At 71.1% G+C, this 18,941-nt stretch carries 21 protein-coding genes; 19 read left to right on the forward strand and 2 right to left on the reverse strand.

The genetic code is table 11. From position 1 onward, the window contains the following. Window positions 1-47: 47 nt before the first annotated feature. Window positions 48-1,748 carry a chitinase gene (locus E5083_RS02390; protein ID WP_135784398.1) on the reverse strand — a complete coding sequence of 567 codons (1,701 nt, stop codon included), beginning with the start codon at window positions 1,746-1,748 and terminating at the stop codon, window positions 48-50. A gap of 243 nt (window positions 1,749-1,991) precedes the next feature. Here E5083_RS02390 and E5083_RS02395 point away from each other — a divergent pair, with 243 nt between their 5' ends. From E5083_RS02395 to E5083_RS02460, 14 genes are all read left to right on the forward strand, one after another. Next, window positions 1,992-2,909 carry a hypothetical protein gene (locus E5083_RS02395; protein WP_135783911.1) on the forward strand — a complete coding sequence of 306 codons (918 nt, stop codon included), beginning with the start codon at window positions 1,992-1,994 and terminating at the stop codon, window positions 2,907-2,909. Between the two features lie 61 nt (window positions 2,910-2,970). Next, complete coding sequence (gene cpaB, locus E5083_RS02400) at window positions 2,971-3,681, forward strand: Flp pilus assembly protein CpaB (protein ID WP_135783912.1); 711 nt, start codon at window positions 2,971-2,973, stop codon at window positions 3,679-3,681. A 12-nt stretch (window positions 3,682-3,693) separates the two neighbouring features. Beyond that, window positions 3,694-4,947, forward strand: coding sequence for a CpaE/TadZ family protein (locus E5083_RS02405; RefSeq protein ID WP_135783913.1), 1,254 nt, complete (start codon window positions 3,694-3,696; stop codon window positions 4,945-4,947). Between the two features lie 2 nt (window positions 4,948-4,949). Then, entirely contained in the window at window positions 4,950-5,336 is a 387-nt protein-coding gene (locus E5083_RS02410) for a TadE/TadG family type IV pilus assembly protein (RefSeq protein WP_135783914.1), read from the forward strand. A gap of 1 nt (window position 5,337) precedes the next feature. After that, window positions 5,338-5,688, forward strand: a complete 351-nt coding sequence (locus E5083_RS02415; RefSeq protein WP_135783915.1) for a TadE/TadG family type IV pilus assembly protein — start codon at window positions 5,338-5,340, stop codon at window positions 5,686-5,688. A gap of 13 nt (window positions 5,689-5,701) precedes the next feature. Continuing rightward, window positions 5,702-7,039: a TadA family conjugal transfer-associated ATPase gene (locus E5083_RS02420; protein WP_135783916.1), complete on the forward strand. Its 1,338-nt coding sequence runs from the start codon at window positions 5,702-5,704 to the stop codon at window positions 7,037-7,039. A 4-nt stretch (window positions 7,040-7,043) separates the two neighbouring features. Next, the gene (locus E5083_RS02425; protein ID WP_135783917.1) at window positions 7,044-7,988 is read left to right on the forward strand and encodes a type II secretion system F family protein; all 945 of its coding nucleotides are present in this window, start codon (window positions 7,044-7,046) and stop codon (window positions 7,986-7,988) included. A 16-nt stretch (window positions 7,989-8,004) separates the two neighbouring features. After that, complete coding sequence (locus tag E5083_RS02430) at window positions 8,005-8,892, forward strand: DUF5936 domain-containing protein (RefSeq protein ID WP_135784399.1); 888 nt, start codon at window positions 8,005-8,007, stop codon at window positions 8,890-8,892. 31 nt (window positions 8,893-8,923) lie between these two features. Continuing rightward, the gene (locus E5083_RS02435) at window positions 8,924-10,234 is read left to right on the forward strand and encodes a sensor histidine kinase (RefSeq protein WP_425276684.1); all 1,311 of its coding nucleotides are present in this window, start codon (window positions 8,924-8,926) and stop codon (window positions 10,232-10,234) included. A 29-nt stretch (window positions 10,235-10,263) separates the two neighbouring features. Next, window positions 10,264-10,995 (forward strand): response regulator, encoded by a 732-nt coding sequence (locus tag E5083_RS02440; protein ID WP_135783918.1) that lies wholly within the window; start codon window positions 10,264-10,266, stop codon window positions 10,993-10,995. Between the two features lie 113 nt (window positions 10,996-11,108). After that, window positions 11,109-11,294 (forward strand): membrane protein, encoded by a 186-nt coding sequence (locus tag E5083_RS02445; protein ID WP_031180964.1) that lies wholly within the window; start codon window positions 11,109-11,111, stop codon window positions 11,292-11,294. Continuing rightward, window positions 11,294-11,875 carry a pilus assembly protein TadG-related protein gene (locus tag E5083_RS02450; protein ID WP_135783919.1) on the forward strand — a complete coding sequence of 194 codons (582 nt, stop codon included), beginning with the start codon at window positions 11,294-11,296 and terminating at the stop codon, window positions 11,873-11,875. Before E5083_RS02445 ends, E5083_RS02450 begins: the two co-directional genes overlap by 1 nt. A gap of 34 nt (window positions 11,876-11,909) precedes the next feature. Next, a complete protein-coding gene (locus tag E5083_RS02455; protein ID WP_135783920.1) occupies window positions 11,910-12,494 on the forward strand; it encodes a hypothetical protein in 585 nt (194 codons plus the stop codon). Between the two features lie 8 nt (window positions 12,495-12,502). Further along, entirely contained in the window at window positions 12,503-13,117 is a 615-nt protein-coding gene (locus E5083_RS02460) for an OmpA family protein (RefSeq protein ID WP_135783921.1), read from the forward strand. Between the two features lie 4 nt (window positions 13,118-13,121). Here E5083_RS02460 and E5083_RS02465 read toward each other — a convergent pair whose 3' ends face one another. Beyond that, window positions 13,122-13,478 carry a DUF192 domain-containing protein gene (locus E5083_RS02465; RefSeq protein WP_135783922.1) on the reverse strand — a complete coding sequence of 119 codons (357 nt, stop codon included), beginning with the start codon at window positions 13,476-13,478 and terminating at the stop codon, window positions 13,122-13,124. Between the two features lie 81 nt (window positions 13,479-13,559). On the opposite strand from E5083_RS02465, the gene E5083_RS02470 reads away from it, so the two are divergent. The 5 genes from E5083_RS02470 to E5083_RS02495 all read left to right on the forward strand — a co-directional run bounded on the left by E5083_RS02470 (window position 13,560) and on the right by E5083_RS02495 (window position 18,853). Next, window positions 13,560-14,036: a GNAT family N-acetyltransferase gene (locus E5083_RS02470; protein ID WP_135783923.1), complete on the forward strand. Its 477-nt coding sequence runs from the start codon at window positions 13,560-13,562 to the stop codon at window positions 14,034-14,036. A 49-nt stretch (window positions 14,037-14,085) separates the two neighbouring features. Further along, on the forward strand, window positions 14,086-14,880 hold the full coding sequence (locus E5083_RS02475; RefSeq protein WP_135783924.1) for a class I SAM-dependent methyltransferase: 795 nt from the start codon (window positions 14,086-14,088) through the stop codon (window positions 14,878-14,880). Window positions 14,881-15,265: 385 nt separating this feature from the next. Continuing rightward, window positions 15,266-16,039, forward strand: coding sequence for an isoprenyl transferase (locus E5083_RS02480; RefSeq protein WP_135783925.1), 774 nt, complete (start codon window positions 15,266-15,268; stop codon window positions 16,037-16,039). A 371-nt stretch (window positions 16,040-16,410) separates the two neighbouring features. Further along, window positions 16,411-17,736: an RNA 5'-3' helicase PhoH2 gene (gene phoH2 / locus E5083_RS02490; protein WP_030806983.1), complete on the forward strand. Its 1,326-nt coding sequence runs from the start codon at window positions 16,411-16,413 to the stop codon at window positions 17,734-17,736. Window positions 17,737-18,136: 400 nt separating this feature from the next. Continuing rightward, on the forward strand, window positions 18,137-18,853 hold the full coding sequence (locus E5083_RS02495) for an aggregation-promoting factor C-terminal-like domain-containing protein (RefSeq protein ID WP_135783927.1): 717 nt from the start codon (window positions 18,137-18,139) through the stop codon (window positions 18,851-18,853). Window positions 18,854-18,941: the final 88 nt, after the last annotated feature.

The raw sequence follows: 18,941 nt of genomic DNA on the forward strand, positions 1-18,941 counted from the left end.
GGCCTCCCCCTGAGGGAGACCGGGACACCGCCCGTTTTCCGGTACCGCTACGGCAGCCCGTGCACGTGGGGACCGACCGCGCCGATCCAGGCGTTGCCCGCCGTCGCGTCCCAGTTGGTCGACCAGGTCATCGCGCCGCGCAGGTCCGGGTAGGTCCGGGCCGGCTTGAAGGAGCCGCAGCCGGTGCCCTTGGCCAGGCAGTCCAGCGCGTTGTTCACCACGCTCGGCGCGACATAGCCGCTGCCCGCGCCCCGCGTGGAGGCCGGCACACCGATGCCCACCTGGGACGGCGCGAGCCCGCCCTCCAACTGGATGCAGGCCAGCGCGGTCAGGAAGTCCACCGAGCCCTGGCTGTACACCTTGCCGTCGCAGCCCAGCATCGAACCGCTGTTGTAGTACTGCATGTTGACGACCGTGAGGATGTCCTTGATGTTCAGGGCCGTCTGGAAGTAGGAACCGGACGTCGACTGCATGTCGATCGTCTGCGGCGCCATCGTGATGATCAGCGACGAGCCCGCCTTCGACGACAGCGACCGCAGCGCCTGCGTCATGTACGTCGGGTTGAGCCCGTTCTCCAGGTCGATGTCGACCCCGTCGAACCCGTAGGTCTGCATCAGCGAGTACACCGAGGTGGCGAAGTTGTTCGCCGAGGCGGTGTCGCTGACCGCGACCGTGCCGCGCTCGCCGCCGACGGAGACGATCACCTTCTTGCCCGCGGCCTGCTTGGCCTTGATGTCGGCCTTGAACTGGTCGACGGTGTAGCCGTTCAGCCCCGCCGAGTCCAGGCTGAAGCTCACCGCGCCCGGCGTGGAGGTGGCGTCCGCGAAGGCCACCGCGATGATGTCGTAGTCCGAGGGCACGTCGGAGATCTTCTGCACGGCAGCGCCGTTGTTGAAGTTCTGCCAGTACCCGGTCACCGCGTGCTTGGGCAGGTCGCCCTTGGGGATGGTGCCGCCGCCGGAGGTGGTGGTCGCGTTCACGGTGGCCGACTTCGCCGACTCACCGGCCGAGTTGGTCGCCGTGACCTGGAAGGAGTACGAGGTCGAGGCCGCGAGCCCGGTGACGGTGGCCGAGGTGCCGCTCACCGCGGTGACCTTGGTGCCGTCGCGGTAGACGTTGTAGCCGGTCGCGCCGGACACCGTGTTCCAGGCCAGCGAGACCGAGGACGAGGTGGTGCCGGACACCGCGAGACCGCCCGGCGTGGCGGGCTTCGTCGGCGCCGGGTCACCGCCCCCGCCGCCGTCCGGGCCCTGTACCTGTACATCGTCGGCGTAGTACGCGGCCTGCCCGTACCAGCCGTGGGTGTAGACGGTGACCGAGGTGGTGGCGGAGCCCGTGGTGAACGTCGTCGAGAGCTGCTTCCACGACGGGCTGTCCGGGGTCCAGGTCGACACGTCCGTGGTGCCGGTGCCGGTCGCCCCGAGGTAGGCGTACCCGCCCTGCACCCAGGCGCTCAGCGTGTACGTGGAGTTGGGCTTGACCGCCACCGCCTGGGTGCACTGGGCGTTGTCCTGCCCGGCCGGGGTGGCCTTCAGCGCGGCGGAGCCGCCGTGCACCGGGGACGAGACGGTCGTCCCGCTGCCCGCCGAGCAGGTCCAGTTGGACAGGCCCGACTCGAAGCCGGCGTTCTTGGCGTTGTTGACGTCCGCCGCCGAGGCGGGAGCGGCGGCCAGCCCCGCCACGGCGAGGGCGAGAGCGGCGGTCACCGACCAGGCACGGGCCCGGCCGCGCCCGCCGCGCGCGGGCATGACAGATACGAGGTCCAACTGGAGCCTCCGGTGGGGGAGTTCGCGGGGAGTGTGTCTACAAGTTGGTCCAGACCAATTCCGCTGTCAAGGGGTGGCGTAGGGATCGCCCCTGACCTCGCCGCGCAACCTGTCCCGTTTTGAAGCAAGTTGTGACCGGAGAGTTCCCCACGAGCTACACAAACGCTGTTCTCCCGTGATCCAGGCGTGGATACAGTGCTCACGTAGTCACGCAATGAAGTCGTCATGGCCCGAGGGGAACCGTGCCGGTGGGCCGGAGGGTGTGAGAGCGGGGAGCTGCGCGTGCCAACTGCCATCGCCGTGACCAGTGCCGACCTGGCACTGCCGGCGCAGGACGAGCGGACCATGCCCGCCGTCGTGCTGCGCGACCTCGACAGCCGCCCGCTGGACCAGACCCTCTCCGAAGTCCAGGGCGTCATCGACCAGTTCGGCTATCTGGTGGTCCTGTGCTCCAAGGCCACCCCGGAGGCCGTGTTACGCCGGCTGCACACCCTGCGCTCCCTGCTGGAGAGCGACCGAATCGCCGTGTTCCGGCCGGAGTTGCCGCCGCTCGGCGTCGCGGTCCTGGCCCGGCAGTTACGGCAGCTCGCCACCTGTGACCTCAGCCCCGGTGTGCTCGCCTCCGCCGGGCGGCTGCTCACCCACTACATCCACGCCGGTGCGGTACTCGGCTCGGTCGCCCGCCTCGACCACGTACCGGTCGGACTCAAGGCGCACGCCAAGTCCTGGGTGCCGGGCGCCCAGTTCGCCGTCGTCGCCCACCCCGAGCCCCAGCTCGTCAAGGCCGTGCAGGGCGCCACCCTCAAGGGGCCCGAGTTCGGCACCTGGATGCTGCTCGCGCGGGGGCAGTTGCAGTCCGACTGGATCACCGGCTTCGCCAAGGACTGGGGCGTGCACGGGCTGCGCGAGACCCCGCTGCCCGCCGAGTCGCCCGCCTGGTGGGGCACCGGCCGGATGATCGAGTTCTGCGGGTACCTCGCCGACCTCTCCGTGCTCTACCAACTCGTCACCTCGGTACGGCAGTCGAGCTGCCACTGGTGCGGGCTCGACGTCATCGGCGACCGCTGCGTCTTCTGCTCCGCCTCCCCGCCCGAGCACCCCTTGCCGCCGCCGCGCGCCCTCCAGGGGCGTACGCCCGCCTGAACCGATACGGACCCCGCTCCCGTCCCGCACGACCGATTCCCCCAATGAGGTTGCACGGTTCATGAACTCCCGTCAGCGCCGCGGCGTGATACTCCTGATCCTCTCCGTCCTGTGCGCCCTCGGCGCCTTCGCGGGCGTGCTGTCCGTCATCAGCGACGTGCGCTCCAAGGTCGGCCCCGAGGTCACCGCGTACCGGGTCAAGTCCGCGGTCCAGCCGTACACCGCGCTCGGCGCGGACCAGTTCGAGAAGGTACGGATGCCCAAGCGCTGGCTGTCCGCCAACGCCGTCACCGACCTCGCCCAACTGCGCGGCAAGATCGCCGTCACCACCCTGCGCGCGGGCTCCCTGCTGCAGACCGACATGGTCGTCGACCAGCCCGAACTCCGGCCGGGACAGCAGGAGGTGGCCATCATGATCGACGCGGCCACGGGTGTCGCGGGCAAGATCACCCCCGGTGCGAAGGTCAACGTCTACGCCACCTTCGAGGGCAAGAAGGAGAGCGATCCCGACCAGTCGAAGATCATCGTCACGGACGCGCGGGTCCTGGACGTCGGGAAGATCACCGCACTCGACCCCGACCGGGACCGCGACCAGCAACGCCAGCCCACCGAGGCCGTCCCCATCACCTTCGCGCTGTCCGCCCTGGACGCTCAGCGCGTCACCTACGCCGAGTCCTTCGCCCAGCGGGTCCGGCTTGCCCTGGTCGCCCCCGGCGGCGAGTCCGCCATACCGGACCGCGAGCGCACCTATGAACTAGCGACGGACAAGTGAGAGGCGGCCCGCATGCCCACCAGGATTCTGCCGGCCGGCGCGGACCCGGACGCCGTACGGTCCCTCACCACCCTGCTCAGCCAGCTCCCCGACGCCGAGCCGGTCCCGCCGGTCACCGACTCCACCCGGCTGATCGACACCCTGGCCCGGCTCGCCGCCGAGTCGGTCGACGAACTCCCCGAGGTCGTCGTCGTCCATGAACGCATCGGCCCCGTACCGGCACTGGAGCTGATCCGGGAGATAGCGCTGCGCTTCCCGGCCGTCGGCGTCATCCTCGTCACCACCGACGCCGGGCCCGCCCTGTTCGCCGCCGCGATGGACGCGGGCGCCCGCGGCCTGGTCGGGCTGCCGCTGGCCTACGAGGACCTCGCACACCGGGTGCAGGCCGTGGCCCAGTGGTCCAGCGGGGTGCGCCGCCACCTCGGGCACGGCGGGGCCGACGCGCTCAGCGGTCCCGGCGGCACGGTGATCACGGTCAGCGGGGCCAAGGGCGGCACCGGCGCCACCACGGCCGCACTCCAACTCGCCCTCGCCGCACAGGCGTCGGGCCGGGCCACCGTACTGGCCGACCTCGACCTCCAGACCGGTGACGTGGCGTCCTTCCTGGACATCCAGTTCCGCCGCTCGGTCGCCGACCTCGCCGCCATCGCCGACATCTCCCCGCGCGTCCTCGCCGACGCCGTCTACCGCCACGACACCGGGCTCGCCCTGCTGCTGGCGCCCGGCGAGGGCGAACGCGGCGAGGAGGTCACCGACCGGGCCGTACGCCAGATCATCCACGCCCTGCGCGCCCGCTACGAGGTCGTCGTCCTGGACTGCGGCGCCCAGCTCACCGGGGCCACCGCCGCCGCCGTGGAGGGCGCCGACACCGCGCTGCTGGTCACCACGCCCGACGTGGTCTCGGTACGCGCCGCCAAGCGGACCGTGCGGATGTGGGACCGGCTGCAGATCCGCAAGGCCGAGGAGACCACCGTCGTGGTCAACCGCTACACCCGCGTCACCGAGATCCAGCCCGCGCTCATCCAGCGCATCACCGGCACCGCCCTGGCCCGCACCACCGTGCCCGCCGCCTTCAAGGAGCTGCAGGGCGTGGTGGACGCCGGCCGCGTGCACGAACTCGACGCCCGCAGCACCGTACGACAGGCCCTGTGGGCCCTGGCCGGCGAACTGGGCCTCGCCAAAGCCGCCGACGGCCCCGCCCACCGGGGCGGCCGTCAGCGCGGCGGCGACCGGGGCGCCGTGGGCTTCCGGCGGCGGAAGGAGTAGGCATGAGGCGCCGCGGCAGGTTACGGAAGGACCGGGGGCAGGTCGCCGTCGAGTTGCTCGGCATGACCCCGCTGATCGTGCTCACCCTGGTCCTGATGTGGCAGTGCGTGCTGGTCGGGTACGCCTTCACGCTCGCCGGGAACGCCGCCGACGAGGGCGTACGGGCGGGCACGGCGGCTCCTCGGGGGGCGCGGGACGGGGCGTGCGCGGAGGCGGGGCTGAAGCATCTGTCGGGGGCCTGGCGGGACGGGGCGTCGGTGCGGTGCGGGGGCACCGGCTTCGTCACCGCCGACGTCGACCTCAAGGTCCCCGTCCTCTTCCCCGGCTCCATCGACTTCCCGGTCACGGTGCACGGCCACGCCGGTGCCGTGGAGGAGGTGAAGGACTGAGATGCGCCGTACCCGCTCCCGCGACCGGGGTCAGGTCGCCATCGAGTACCTGGGTTTCGTCCCCGTGCTGCTGATCGTCGGCCTCGCCGGCATCCAGATCGGCGCCGTCGCCTACGCCGCCGAGCAGGCCGGTACCGCCGCGCGGGCCGGGGCACGCGCCGCCTCGCTGCGGCAAGACGCGCAGGGGGCGTGCGCGTCCGCCGTCAGCGGCGGGCTCAGCGTGTCCTGCTCGGGCGGCGGCGGGGGCGGCGACTCCGTCACCGTGACCGCGACCGTCAAGATCCCCGACGTCGTACCCGGCTGGGACCTGGGGAACGCCGTCAAGTCCGCCACCATGCCGGTCGACCACTGAGGAGGGCCGCCCCATGAGCCTGCGGGCACGCATCAACTCCCCCGAGGAGCAGGGCAGCCGGGGCGAGGACGGACATCTGGTCGCCTCCTACCGGGCCAAGCTGCTGGAAGAGATCGATCTCGCGGAGATGAGTTCGCTGGCCGCCGCCGAGCGCCGGGCCCGGCTCGAACGCGTCCTCGGCCACATCATCAGCCGCGAGGGCCCGGTGCTCTCCACCGCCGAACGCGCCGGGCTCATCCGGCGCGTGGTGGACGAGGCGCTCGGCCTCGGCATCCTGGAACCCCTCCTGGAGGACGCCTCCGTCACCGAGATCATGGTCAACGGCCCCGACTCGATCTTCGTCGAGCGCGGCGGCCGGGTCGAACGGCTGCCGCTGCGCTTCGCCTCCGCCGACCAGCTCATGCAGACCATCGAACGCATCGTCTCCACCGTCAACCGCCGCGTGGACGAGTCCAATCCGATGGTCGACGCCCGGCTGCCGTCCGGCGAGCGCGTCAACGTCATCATCCCGCCGCTCTCCCTGAGCGGCCCCGTCCTCACCATCCGCCGCTTCCCGCGCTCCTACACCCTGAAGGAGCTGATCGGCTTCGGCTCGCTCGACGACCACATGCTGCTGCTGCTCGCCGGGCTGGTGCAGGCCAAGTTCAACGTGATCGTCTCCGGCGCCACCGGCACCGGCAAGACCACCCTGCTCAACGCCCTGTCCGGGCTGATCCCGGCGCACGAGCGCATCATCACCATCGAGGACTCCGCCGAACTCCAGCTCCAGCAGACCCATGTGGTCCGCCTGGAGTCCCGGCCGCCCAACGTCGAGGGCAGCGGCCAGGTCACCATCCGCGACCTCGTCCGCAACTCCCTGCGCATGCGGCCCGACCGCATCGTGGTCGGCGAGGTGCGCGGCGGGGAGTCGCTGGACATGCTCCAGGCCATGTCCACCGGCCACGACGGCTCGCTCGCCACCGTGCACGCCAACAGCGCCGAGGACGCCCTCACCCGCCTCCAGACCCTCGCCTCCATGTCCGACGTGGAGGTGCCGTTCGCCGCGCTGCACGACCAGATCAACAGCGCGGTCGACGTACTGGTCCAGCTCACCCGGTTCGCGGACGGCGCCCGCCGGATCACCGAGGTCGCCCTGCTGGACAGCCACGGCGGGGAGCCGTACCGGCTGGCGACCGTGGCCCGCTTCGACGCCCGCCCCATGACCGCCGACGGCCAGGTCCACGGCGCCTTCCAGTACTTCCCGCTGCCCCGGCGCACCGCCGACCGCCTCTACATGGCCGGCCAGCCCGTGCCCCAGGCGTTCGGCGTGGCCCGCACCGCGGACCAGCTCGCCACCCGAGAGGCCAGGTAGGCCCATGGATCTGTCCACCCTCGCGCAGCTCACCACCGGCATCACCCTGCTGACCTGCCTCCTCGCCGTCGCGGGCGTCCAGACCTACGCCTCCGGCCGGGCCCGGCGCGCCGCCCTGGAGGACCGGCTCGCGCACGCCGACCAGGTGACGGGAGGCGGCCGCAAACGGCACTTCCGCGGCCTGGACCGCCGGCTGCGCCGCACCGCGCTGGGCCGCGCGCTGCAACTCCGGCTCGCCGCCACCGGACTCGACCTCACCCCCGGCGAGTTCTTCGCCGGGATGCTCACCGCGGTCGCCGCGCTCTGGCTCGTCGGCCAGGCCACCCTCGCGCCCTTCTTCGGTCCCATCGCCGGGCTCCTCGGCATCTGGGCGGCCGTGCAGTTCCTCAACTGGCAACGCCAGAAACGCATCGAGCGCTTCATCAACCAACTCCCGGAACTGGCCCGCATCCTGGCCAACGCCACCCAGGCCGGTCTCGCCCTGCGCACCGCCATCGGCATGGCCGCCGAGGAGCTGGAGGCCCCGGCCGGGGAGGAACTCTCGCAGGTGGCCGACCAGTTGGCGATCGGCCACTCCATGGAGGACGCACTCGGCGAACTCGCCGCCCGGCTGCCCTCCCGCGAACTCGTCGTCCTGGTCACGACCTTGGTGCTCTCCAACCGGGCGGGCGGCCAGGTCGTCTCCGCGCTGCGCAACCTCACCGAGACGCTGGAGGAGCGCAAGGAGACCCGGCGCGAGATCCGTACCCAGCTCTCCCAGGTCACCATGACCTCGTACGCCGTGCCCGCCCTCGGCATCGGCGCGCTCTTCCTGATGAACGGCGTCAAGGACGGCGCCCTGGAACGCCTGACCGGCTCACCGGTCGGCCAGGGCTGCGTGATCGTCGCCTTCGCCCTGTACGCGGTCGGGTTCGTCCTCATCCGCCGCATGAGCCGGATCGACGTGTGAGGGGATGACGTACCGGATGGAACTCCTGCTCGCCCTGCTGGCGGCCCTCGGCGTCTGGGGCGCCTTCGCGGGCGTCCGCATGTACCGCGCCGAGACCAAGCTGCCCGGCGACCTCGCCGTCGCCCTGGAGATCGGCGCCACCCGCACCGGCGCGGTCGGCTCCGTCATCGACCGCATGGGCATGCGGTACGCGCCCCTCGTACTGCGCCTCATGGGCCCCGCCTTGGTCGCCCGCTACCGCCGCCGCATCGACCTCGCGGGCAACCCCGGCGGTCTCACCATCGACCGCTACGCCGCCCGCCGCGCGGTCTACGGCGTGCTCGGCACCCTCGGCTTCCTGGTCTTCCTGCTGCGCGGCCAGTGGTTCGTCGCCCTCCTCCTGCTCGCCTTCGGCGCCTTCTGGACCGAGGTCGGCATCTGGTCCGCGATCCGGGTCCGCCGGGACGTCATCGAGCGCACCCTGCCGGACTTCCTCGACGTCCTCGCCGTGGTCGTCAGCGCCGGCCTCGGCTTCCGCCAGGCCCTCGACCGCGTCTCCACCCGCTACGAGGGTCCCTGGGCCGACGAACTCCGCATCACCCTCCGCCAGATGGACCTCGGCATGACCCGCCGCCAAGCCTTCACCGAACTCCGCCGCCGCAACGACTCCGAACAGGTCGCCATGTTCGTCACCGCCCTCCAGCAGGGCGAGGAACTCGGCGCCCCCATCGTCGACACCCTGGTCTCCCTGGCCAAGGACATGCGCCGCACCGACGCCCAGAACGCCCGCCGCAAAGCCGCTCGCGCGGTCCCCAAGGCCACGCTGATGATCACAACGTTCATGGTCCCGGCAACGATGCTCCTGCTGGGCGCGGGCCTTCTGCTGGGCTCCGGGGTGGACTTCGGGTCGTTGGCGGGGGAGTAGGGAGGGGAAGGGTCTGGGGGGAGGTGGGGGTATGGCGCGGAGGCCGGGGGAGCAGGTGAGGGAAGAGCGGGCGGCCAGGGAGGACAGGGAGGACAGGGAGGGGGAACCTCCGGCGACTGCTGCTGCGGCCGGTGCCGTACCCCCCGAGGGGCTTCAGGTTCGAGCTCTGCAAGCCGTCGGACGACAGGTGTTCGGGTTTCGGCTGGCGATGATCGTGCTGGCCGCGCCTGCCGCGTTGCTGAACGCGGCGCCGGGGCTGGGGGCGCGGCTGGTGGGGGCGGCGGTGGTCGTCACGTTCATGGTGTCGTACGTGCTGTTCCGGGACTGGGGGCGGTTCGGGCCGTTGCTGTTGCGACACCCCAGCTTGCTCGCCGTCGACACCCTCTTCGGGTCCCTGCTGCTGATCTCCGCCGGGCCGGACACCACCCTCGCCTACGTCAGCGTCTGCACCCCGCTGCTGGCCGGGCTGCTCTACGGCTGGCGCGGTGCCGCCTTCTTCGCCTCGCTCCAGTCGCTGATCCTGCTCCTCGTCCACGCCACCCTGGACGCCGGACGGCACACCGGGCTCGCGGAGACCCTGCTGCTGCCCGGCCTGTGCGTCATCACCGGCGCGATGGGCTCCACCCTGCGCAATCTGATGCTCCGGCTCGGCACCGCCACCCACGCCCTGACCGCCGTACGCGCCCGACTGGCCGCCGCGGAGGCCGTACAGTCCGAACGCGCCCGGCTCGCCCGCGAGATGCACGACTCCCTCGCCAAGACCCTGCACGGCGTGGCCCTCGCCTCCGATGCCCTCGCCGTCACCGCCTCCGCCGCCACCCCCGACCCCGCCCGCCTGCGCCGGGAGGCGGAACTGGTCGCCCGCTCGGCCCGCCGGGCGGCGGCGGAATCCCGCGAACTCCTCACCGACCTCCGCGAGGAGGCACCCCAAGCCCCGCTCTGGCCACAACTCAACCTCCAGGCGGCCGACTTCACCACCCGTACCGGCCTCCCCGCCACCTGCCACCGCACCGGCGACCCGCTACCGCCCCTCCCCCCGCCCACCACCCGCGCCCTCCTGGCCCTCACCGCCGAGGCCCTCGACAACGCCCACCGCCACGCGAACGCGACCCGGGTCGTCGTGACGGCGGGCGTCCAGGACGGCCACCTCCGCCTCTCCATCCACGACGACGGCAAGGGCCTCCCGGCGGACATCACCCTCCAAACCCTGCGCGCCGAAGGCCACTTCGGGCTGCTCGGCATGGTGGAGCGGGCCGCGTCGGCGGGGGCGCGCATCCGTATCGGCCGGGGCGGACACGCCTCCGGCACCGAGATCGGCGTCGAACTCCCCCTGCCCGAATGAACCCGCGAAACCCTCGAAAGGAGACTCCGATGCGGTTCCCACCCCCCACCGGCCCGCTGCGTCTCGTGGTCGCCGACGACAACCCCGTGGTCCGCGCCGGCCTCACCGCGCTGCTCTCCGGCCGCGAGGACACCACCGTGGTGGCCGAGGCGGCGGACGGGCGCGAGGCGTACGAGGCCGCGCTGCGGCACCGGCCGGACGTCGTCCTCCTCGACGTCCGGATGCCTGGTGTCGACGGAATCTCGGCATTGCCCCACCTGGTCCGGCTGGCGCCCGTCATGATGCTGACCTACAGCCATGAGAGCGGGACCGTGCGGGAGGCTTTGCGGCTGGGGGCGGGGGGATATCTGGTGCACGGGGAATTCGACACGGAACAGTTGGTGCGGGCGGTGCGGGATGTGTGCGAGGGGCGTCCGCATGTGACGCCGGGGGCGGTGCGCGCGCTGTTGCCTCCGGCGGCTGTGCCGGGTGCGAGTGCACACACGGAACCCGAACTTCCTGCTCCTGCTTGGGATATGTCTGCCAAAACCCTTTCGCAGATGCAATCCTCTGTGGGACAGTCATTCCGGTCGAGTTTTCAACTGAGCAGCAGAGAGGCGGAGATCATGGACCTCATCGCATCCGGCATGACGAACCATCAGATCGCCGCCACCTGCTTCATCAGCGAGAAAACCGTCAAGAACCACATCAACCACATCTTCGCCAAACTCCACACCACCAACAGATCCCAGGCGACCGCGAAGTGGTTAGGGGTGGCGTGAGATGGCGTTCACCCGCACCGAATGGGCCCGGCACTGGGCCCACGGACCCTGGGCCCACCTCCTCTTACCGCCGTACGGTGCGCGGATCGGAGACACATCCGGAGGGGAACACCATGGGCGATCCGATTCTGAAGCTGCTGGTTGCCATGCAGCGCCGTACCAACGACAAAGGCCAGACCGCCGTCGAGTACCTGGGAATCATCGCAGTGGTGGTGGCGATCGTGCTGGCCGTGACGGGAACGAGCATTGGTTCGGCGATCCTCGACAAGATCATGACGCAGATCAACAAAATCGTGTGATGATCGCTCGCCGAAAAGGCGACGCCGGGCAGGTCTTCCCCATCTACATCACGGTGGTGGCGGGCCTGCTCTTTCTTGCCCTGGCCTATCTGGCGGTCGGTCAGGCCGCCGTCAACCGGAGCGGCGCCCAGACCGCCGCCGACGCCGCGGCCCTCGCCGCCGCGCAGAACGCGCGTGACCAACTGGCCGACGCCTGGGTGGACGACCTGCTCGACCCCACCAAGTGGGATGACATCTTCGACGGCACCGCACCCGTCGACAACCCGTGCTGGCGGGCAGGCGAGCTGGCGGCCCAGAACGACGCGCAACTCGACGGCTGCGACGGCGTCGCGCTGGAATACACCGCCGATGTCACGACCAACAAAACCGTCGGGCATTCCGTCGTGCCCGGTACGGACGGCCTCAAGGCTTCGGCCTCCGCCACCGCCGTGATCAAGCCGCGCTGCACCTTCGACCTCGTCGGCGCGGGGCACGCGCTGCCCCGGCTCGACTGCGACGGAACTCTCTGGGACCTCAAGCCGGACGGTGACGGTGATCTGCCCGGTCCCGAAGACCTCTTTGATGTCCATCTGGCCGACTGACCAGTGAATGACGAGCGATGAAGGAAGCGGAGCGATGAGTATCGGATTCACCGCAAGGGCTCGAAGGGGGGCGGTCGCCTTGGTTATCGCGACGGGTCTTTCCCTTGGCGTGGTGAGTTGCGGAGGTGGCGGCGACGACAAGAAGCCCGAGTCCTCGGCATCGGCCTCCGCTTCCAAGGGTGACGGCTCCGGGCCGAGCACTCAGGAAGGACAGTCGCAGGACCCGATCGCCGAACTGCGGGGCCAGGACGGCCTGCTGCTCCAGGTCACCTCGGCCGACCGCGACTCGGGCGGCTTCGTCACCGTCAACGGGGTGCTGAAGAACGACGGCGCCAAATCGCTGGTGATTCCGTCCGGTCTCCGCGGCGACGAGACCGAGATCGTGCAGCACGGCACGTCACTGGGCGGCGCGACCCTCGTGGACCCCAAGGGCAAGAAGCGCTACTACGTGCTGCGGGACACCGACGGCCGGCCGCTGACGACCACCGGGCTGACGACCATCCAGTCCGGCCAGACCATCCCGGTCTTCATCCAGTTCCCCGCCCCGCCCGAGGGCACGGCCGAGGTGACGCTCCAGTTGCCGACGTTCTCCAGCGCCCCTCTGAAAATCTCCGACTGAGGCCCCCCGTGACCCCCACCCGTCTCGCCCGCCTCCTGGCCACCGCCACCGCGGCCCTCCTCACCCCCCTCACCCCCGCCCACGCGGACGGGCCCAGTGAGCCGCCCGGTACGGAGGCGAGTGCTGCCGCGCCGGTGAAGGTGGACCCCACCGATCCGGACCTGAAGCTGCCGGAGGGCGCCACGCTCGCGGGAGCGAAGGTGCTGGACATCAAGTCGGTCGTCGAGGACCAGAGCGGGGACGAGCGCCGCGAGGACACCAACGCCGACGTCACCTTCGCCCTCCAGGCGGAAGTCCTCTTCGGCAAGGACAGCGCCAAGCTCGGCCCGGAGGCCCGCGCCCGCATCACCGCCATCGCCGAGGAGATCGAGAAGCAGAAGGCCACCCGCGTACGCGTCTTCGGCTTCACCGACAACCTCGGCTCCTCCGCCCACGGCGACGTCCTCTCCAAGCGAAGGGCCAACGCCGTACAGGCCGTACTCGACCAGGACCTCAACGCCCCCGACGTCACCTTCGAGGTACGCGGCTACGGCGAGCAGTACCCCATCGCCGACAACTCCACGGAAGCGGGCCGCAAGAAGAACCGCCGCGTGGAGGTCTCCTTCCCCCGCACCGCCCAGTAGGGGCCTACCCCACCGACACCACGACCCCCGCCACCAGCCCCCACCCCGCCATCACCCCGGCCCCGGCCTCCAGTACGTGCCGGGACCGTAGCCGGGGCAGCCCCAGGCGCCCCGGCACCATCGTGCGGACCGCCAGTACCCGCAGGGAGCGGTCCAGGTACGCCACGTCGATGGCCATCCGCATCCCGAAGGTGTGCACACTCGCGGCCGGCGACAGCAGCAGAGCCCCCTCCACCGCGTCCCGCCCGAGCAGCCCCCGGGTACGGGCCCGGTAGGACACCGCCAGCTCCAGCGGAACGCGCACCTCGCCCCCCGGCCGATGCACCGTCAGAGTCCCCTGCCCGTCCCGCCAGCGCGCCATTCGGCCCCACCTCCGCCGGGACCGTACCCACCGTCCACAGGCCGCACGCGATTGTCAGTGCCCCCTGCCACACTCCGGACCATGACAGCCGAGACAGAAGACGTACGCCTGCGCGGCGTGACCGAGGACGACCTCGAGATCTTCCTCGCCTTCGAACACGACCCGGAGGCAGTCCGCCGCTCCCGGTTCACCCCGCGCCCCCGCGAAGCCTTCCTCACCCACTGGCGCACCCGCATCCTCCCCGACCCCGACTGCCTGGTGCGCACGGTCACCGTGGCCGGCGAAGTCGCGGGCAACGTCGTCTCCTGGACGCAAGAGGGCAGACGCTTCGTCGGCTACTGGCTGGGCCGCCCCTACTGGCGCCGGGGCATAGGCACCCGCGCCCTCGGCCTCTTCCTCACCGAGGAGCCCGTACGCCCCCTGTACGCCGACCCCTCCGCCGGCAACACCGCCTCCGTCGCCCTGCTGGAGAAGCACGGCTTCACGCGGGTGGGGGAGCCCGACGAGGAGGGCTTCGTGCTCCTGGTCCTCGACGGCCCGCCCGCGAAGACCCCGTGACCGCGAAAACCCCGTGACGCCGGGCCACCCGCTCCAGAACCATGCCCCCATGGACAGGACTTTCGAGGAGCTGGTGGCCGAAGGCGCCGCCGTGCCCACCGACGGCTGGGACTTCTCCTGGTTCGCGGGCCGGGCCACGGAGGAGCGGCCGCAGTGGGGCTACGCCCGTTCGGCGGGGGAGCGGCTGGCGCGGGCGCGGGCCGCGCTCGACCTCCAGACCGGCGGCGGCGAGGTGCTCGACTTCGCGCTGAGGCAGGCCGCCCCGGCCCGCCCCACCGTGCTCGCGGCCACCGAGGGCTGGCCCCCGAACGTGGCGCGGGCGACCGCACTGCTCGCCCCGCACGGAGCGGTGGTCGTCGCCGCCCCGGACACCGCACCCCTGCCCTTCGCCGCCGCCACCTTCGACCTGGTGCTCAGCCGCCACCCCGTGACCCCGGACTGGCCCGAGATCGCACGGGTGCTGCAGCCGGGCGGCACCTACTTCGCCCAGCACGTCGGACCGGCGAGCGCGTTCGAGCTGGTCGAGTACTTCCTCGGGCCGCAGCCGGAGGCGGTGCGCGCGGGCCGGGACCCCGAGCGGGAGCGGGAAGGGGCCGAGGCGGCCGGGCTGGAGGTCGAGGAGCTGCGGAGGGCGCGGCTGCGGATGGAGTTCCGCGACATCGCCGCCGTCGTGCACTTCCTGCGCAAGGTGATCTGGATGGTGCCGGGCTTCACCGTCGAGGCGTACGAGGAGCGGCTGCGGGCGCTGCACGCGGAGATCACGGCGTCCGGCCCCTTCGTGGCGCACAGCACGCGCCACCTGTTCGTGGCCCGGAAACCGGCCACCGCCGGGGCCGTCGCTTAGCGGAATGGTCAAGTCACCGTTCGTCGGCGGGGTCGTCCGTCGGAGGGACCCCGGAGCGGGACCGCCGAGGTCGCTGAAGTGGCGTAAAAACCTGATGATCGTTCGCTGAGAGGACGGATCGCCTGGGAATCCGCTGTGAACCGGCCACCGGATACCCCTGAACCAAGCATTCCGCGCTCAGCGCGGCGTCGCCGGGTGACTCCGCAGCGTAGTTGTGGCGCGCCGGGGCACGCTTCTGCCCTCACGAAGGGTTATGGTGGAAACCCCCCCTCGGGCCGGTCCGTCTCCCCCCCCACGGACCGGCCCGTTTTTCTTGGGCGTGCGCGGCGCGGGTAGGCTCGGCGTCCGCGGGAACAGCGACCGCGGCGTTTTGGAGGGGCCTCACGTGAACCTGCGCGACAAGCTGCGCGGCCTGCTGGTCAGGGTCTACGCACGCCGGGTGGAAGGTCACCTGGACCACGCGTCGGTGCCGGAGCACATCGGCGTGATCATGGACGGCAACCGCCGCTGGGCGAAGGCCGCGGGTTCCAGCACGGTCCACGGCCACCGGGCCGGCGCCGAGAAGATCGAGGAGTTCCTCGGCTGGTGCGACGAGACCGACGTCAAGGTCGTCACCCTCTGGCTGCTCTCCACGGACAACTTCGACCGGCCGCAGGACGAGCTGGGCCCCCTGCTGGACATCATCGACGGCGTCGTGCGCACCCTCGCCGAGGACGGCCGCTGGCGCGTGCACCACGTCGGCACCCCCGACCTGCTGCCCGCCGGGATGCAGCAGACCCTCAAGCAGGCCGCCGAGAGCACCGCCCACGTCGACGGCATAGTGGTCAACGTCGCCATCGGCTACGGCGGCCGCCAGGAGATCGCCGACGCCGTGCGCTCCATGCTGGCCGACGCCCAGGCCAAGGGCGTCAGCATGGGCGAGCTGGCCGAGTCCGTGGACGTCGACATGATCGGCCGCCACCTCTACACCGGCGCCCAGCCCGACCCCGACCTGGTCATCCGCACCAGCGGCGAGCAGCGGCTCTCCGGATTCATGCTCTGGCAGACCGCCCACTCGGAGTACTACTTCTGCGAGGTCTTCTGGCCGGCCTTCCGCAAGGTCGACTTCCTGCGCGCCCTGCGCGACTACGCCGCCCGGCACCGCCGCTACGGCGGCTGACCTGCGCCCGCGCCCGCACCGGGACACACCGGGCACCCCGGCGGCACCCCGTCCGATGGGGTGCCCACGTGTACCCGGCCTCGCCCGGAAGTAACAAGGAGTTCACCGGCCTGCCGGTGGCCGCTTCTGCATGGTCGCGCGCGATCGAGGGCATAACGCTCTCAGGCCGACACCCGAACCACGGGCGTCGGACTCAGCGGGCGGCACGGGGTCGCCCGCCCGGGAGGTCCTTTGCACCAGCCCGACCGCGCCTCGCAGGCACGGCAGCAGCGGCGGAGGGCCGGTCTGCGGCCCGCCGCGCGCGGGGATCTCAGACCGGTCCAGTTCCACTTCGTCGCTCCCCGACCTCATCCGAGGGGGTACGTCCTTCCGTGGTGACCAGCACAAAGCGCCACAAGCCCGACCGGCGCACCTATGTTCTCGACACCAGCGTCCTGCTGGCCGACCCCAACGCCGTGACCCGGTTCGAGGAGCACGAGGTAGTGCTCCCGATCGTCGTGGTCACCGAGCTGGAGGCCAAGCGGCACCATCCCGAACTCGGCTACTTCGCCCGCCAGGCCCTGCGCCTGCTGGACGACTACCGGGTGCGGTACGGCCGACTCGACGCCCCCATCCCGATCGGGGAACTCGGCGGGACCGTCCGTGTCGAGCTCAACCACTCGGACCCCAGCGTGCTGCCCAGCGGCTACCGCCTGGGGGACAACGACTCCCGCATCCTGGCGGTGGCCCGGAATCTCCAGGCCGAGGGGTTCGACGTCACCGTCGTGTCGAAGGACCTGCCGCTCAGGATCAAGGCGTCCTCGGTCGGTCTGCTGGCCGAGGAGTACCGCGCCGAACTCGCCATCACGGACTCCTCCGGCTGGACCGGCATGTCCGAGCTGACGCTCCCCGGTGAACAGGTGGACATCCTCTTCGAGGAAGGCCATGTGTTCGTCCCCGAGGCGTCCGAGCTGCCCGTGCACACCGGACTGACCATCCAGTCCGAGCGCGGCAAGGCACTCGGCCGCGTCACCCCGGACGGCAATGTCCGGCTGGTGCGCGGCGACCGGGAGGCGTTCGGCATCAAGGGCCGCAGCGCCGAGCAGCGCATCGCGCTCGACCTCCTGCTCGATCCGGACGTCGGCATCCTCTCCATGGGCGGCCGCGCGGGCACCGGCAAGTCGGCGCTGGCGCTCTGCGCCGGCCTGGAGGCGGTCCTGGAGCGCCGCCAGCACCAGAAGGTGATGGTCTTCCGGCCGCTGTACGCGGTCGGCGGGCAGGAACTGGGCTATCTGCCGGGCAGCGAGTCGGAGAAGATGGGCCCCTGGGCCCAGGCGGTCTTCGACACGCTCTCGGCGGTCACCAGCCGGGAGGTCATCGAGGAGGTCACGGCGCGCGGGATGCTGGAGGTCCTCCCGCTCACCCACATCCGCGGCCGCTCGCTGCACGACGCCTTCGTGATCGTGGACGAGGCGCAGTCGCTGGAGCGCAACGTGCTGCTGACGGTGCTCTCCCGGATCGGCGCCAACTCGCGGGTGGTGCTCACCCATGACGTGGCGCAGCGGGACAACCTGCGTGTCGGCCGCTACGACGGCGTGGTGGCCGTCGTGGAGAAGCTGAAGGGGCATCCGCTCTTCGCGCACGTCACGCTGAACCGGTCCGAAAGGTCCCAGATCGCGGCGCTGGTGACCGAAATGCTGGAGGACGGCCACATCTGACCCGTCCTCGGACAACCACAGGCGCCGCCCGCAGAAGCCGAAGAGCTTAGCCGGGCGGCGTCTGCGTGCGCGGGTATTTCCTGAATTCCCTTGGGCCAAACGAGGTGTGAGCTTTCACACGCAACTCGGAATTGCCACTCGCCATCGGGTTACGGCAGAGTCTCAGTCCTGTCAGGCCCCGCATACGACACACCTGTACCCCGAGGCACGTTCCAGCCCCCCGGCAGGCGCGATCCACGGAGCAAGTCGCCAACTCCATAGCGTCGTCGTATGCCGCCCGAGCATCACGCGGCGCTCCCCGTGCGGGAGTTCCCACCGGGCCCGTGTCTCCTGTGACCCTTCAGTTGGGAGGCCAGTGTCGGGGGCACGATTGCGTCCGCCACGGTCACCGAAGCGGGCGATGCTGGAAGGAAACCGTGTGAGCCGGATTTCGGTCCGGGGATTCGCAGTGGCCTCCGCCACCGCGGTCACCGCCGTAGGAAGCGTCGTCGGAGTTGCCTCGGGCAGCGTCGCGCAGAACAACGACGCCGAGCCGACGGCTGCCGACACCACGCTCCTCGCTGAGCTCCCCGCGGATCAGCAGGCGCAGGTTCAGACCGCGTCCCTGACGCAGCAGGCGGACGCGCAGGCCATCGCGGCCGACGCGAGCGCCAAGAAGGACGCGGAGGCAGCGGCCCGCAAGGCCGCCGCCGAGACGGCCATCGCCAAGAAGAAGGACGCCGAGAAGGCGGCCGAGCTGGCGAAGGAGCGTGCCGAGACCAAGGCCGCCGCCGCCAGCCGCAGCGATGTCCGCGACGCCTCCAGCTTCGCTCCGCAGAGCAGCTACTCCGTCGCCCAGATCCAGGCCATGGCCCGTCAGATGGTGGGCGCCGGCCAGTTCCAGTGCTTCAGCAACATCGTCGACCACGAGTCGAGCTGGAACTACCGTGCCGTGAACGCCTCCTCCGGTGCCTACGGTCTCTTCCAGGCCCTGCCCGGCTCCAAGATGTCCTCGGTCGGCGCCGACTGGCAGACCAACCCGGCCACCCAGATCAAGTGGGGCCTCAACTACATGGACAGCCGCTACGGCAGCCCGTGCGAGGCGTGGACCTTCTGGCAGGCCAACCACTGGTACTAAAGCGGCCTCTGACACCCGGCCGCGCGCAGCCCCTCCCCCTCACGGGGTGAGGGGCTTTCGCCATGTACGGTCGTCCTCGCACGGCTCC

Source organism: Streptomyces bauhiniae, assembly GCF_004784475.1.
Taxonomy (GTDB): domain Bacteria; phylum Actinomycetota; class Actinomycetes; order Streptomycetales; family Streptomycetaceae; genus Streptomyces; species Streptomyces seoulensis.

What these genes read in the sequence shown, in the direction of transcription:
- E5083_RS02390 (WP_135784398.1), bottom strand. Translation starts at nt 1,748, where the DNA reads ATGCCCGCGCGCGGCGGGCGCGGCCGGGCCCGTGCCTGGTCGGTGACC.
- E5083_RS02395 (WP_135783911.1), top strand. Translation starts at nt 1,992, where the DNA reads ATGGCCCGAGGGGAACCGTGCCGGTGGGCCGGAGGGTGTGAGAGCGGG.
- cpaB (WP_135783912.1), top strand. Translation starts at nt 2,971, where the DNA reads ATGAACTCCCGTCAGCGCCGCGGCGTGATACTCCTGATCCTCTCCGTC.
- E5083_RS02405 (WP_135783913.1), top strand. Translation starts at nt 3,694, where the DNA reads ATGCCCACCAGGATTCTGCCGGCCGGCGCGGACCCGGACGCCGTACGG.
- E5083_RS02410 (WP_135783914.1), top strand. Translation starts at nt 4,950, where the DNA reads ATGAGGCGCCGCGGCAGGTTACGGAAGGACCGGGGGCAGGTCGCCGTC.
- E5083_RS02415 (WP_135783915.1), top strand. Translation starts at nt 5,338, where the DNA reads ATGCGCCGTACCCGCTCCCGCGACCGGGGTCAGGTCGCCATCGAGTAC.
- E5083_RS02420 (WP_135783916.1), top strand. Translation starts at nt 5,702, where the DNA reads ATGAGCCTGCGGGCACGCATCAACTCCCCCGAGGAGCAGGGCAGCCGG.
- E5083_RS02425 (WP_135783917.1), top strand. Translation starts at nt 7,044, where the DNA reads ATGGATCTGTCCACCCTCGCGCAGCTCACCACCGGCATCACCCTGCTG.
- E5083_RS02430 (WP_135784399.1), top strand. Translation starts at nt 8,005, where the DNA reads ATGGAACTCCTGCTCGCCCTGCTGGCGGCCCTCGGCGTCTGGGGCGCC.
- E5083_RS02435 (WP_425276684.1), top strand. Translation starts at nt 8,924, where the DNA reads ATGGCGCGGAGGCCGGGGGAGCAGGTGAGGGAAGAGCGGGCGGCCAGG.
- E5083_RS02440 (WP_135783918.1), top strand. Translation starts at nt 10,264, where the DNA reads ATGCGGTTCCCACCCCCCACCGGCCCGCTGCGTCTCGTGGTCGCCGAC.
- E5083_RS02445 (WP_031180964.1), top strand. Translation starts at nt 11,109, where the DNA reads ATGGGCGATCCGATTCTGAAGCTGCTGGTTGCCATGCAGCGCCGTACC.
- E5083_RS02450 (WP_135783919.1), top strand. Translation starts at nt 11,294, where the DNA reads ATGATCGCTCGCCGAAAAGGCGACGCCGGGCAGGTCTTCCCCATCTAC.
- E5083_RS02455 (WP_135783920.1), top strand. Translation starts at nt 11,910, where the DNA reads ATGAGTATCGGATTCACCGCAAGGGCTCGAAGGGGGGCGGTCGCCTTG.
- E5083_RS02465 (WP_135783922.1), bottom strand. Translation starts at nt 13,478, where the DNA reads ATGGCGCGCTGGCGGGACGGGCAGGGGACTCTGACGGTGCATCGGCCG.
- E5083_RS02470 (WP_135783923.1), top strand. Translation starts at nt 13,560, where the DNA reads ATGACAGCCGAGACAGAAGACGTACGCCTGCGCGGCGTGACCGAGGAC.
- E5083_RS02475 (WP_135783924.1), top strand. Translation starts at nt 14,086, where the DNA reads ATGGACAGGACTTTCGAGGAGCTGGTGGCCGAAGGCGCCGCCGTGCCC.
- E5083_RS02495 (WP_135783927.1), top strand. Translation starts at nt 18,137, where the DNA reads ATGCTGGAAGGAAACCGTGTGAGCCGGATTTCGGTCCGGGGATTCGCA.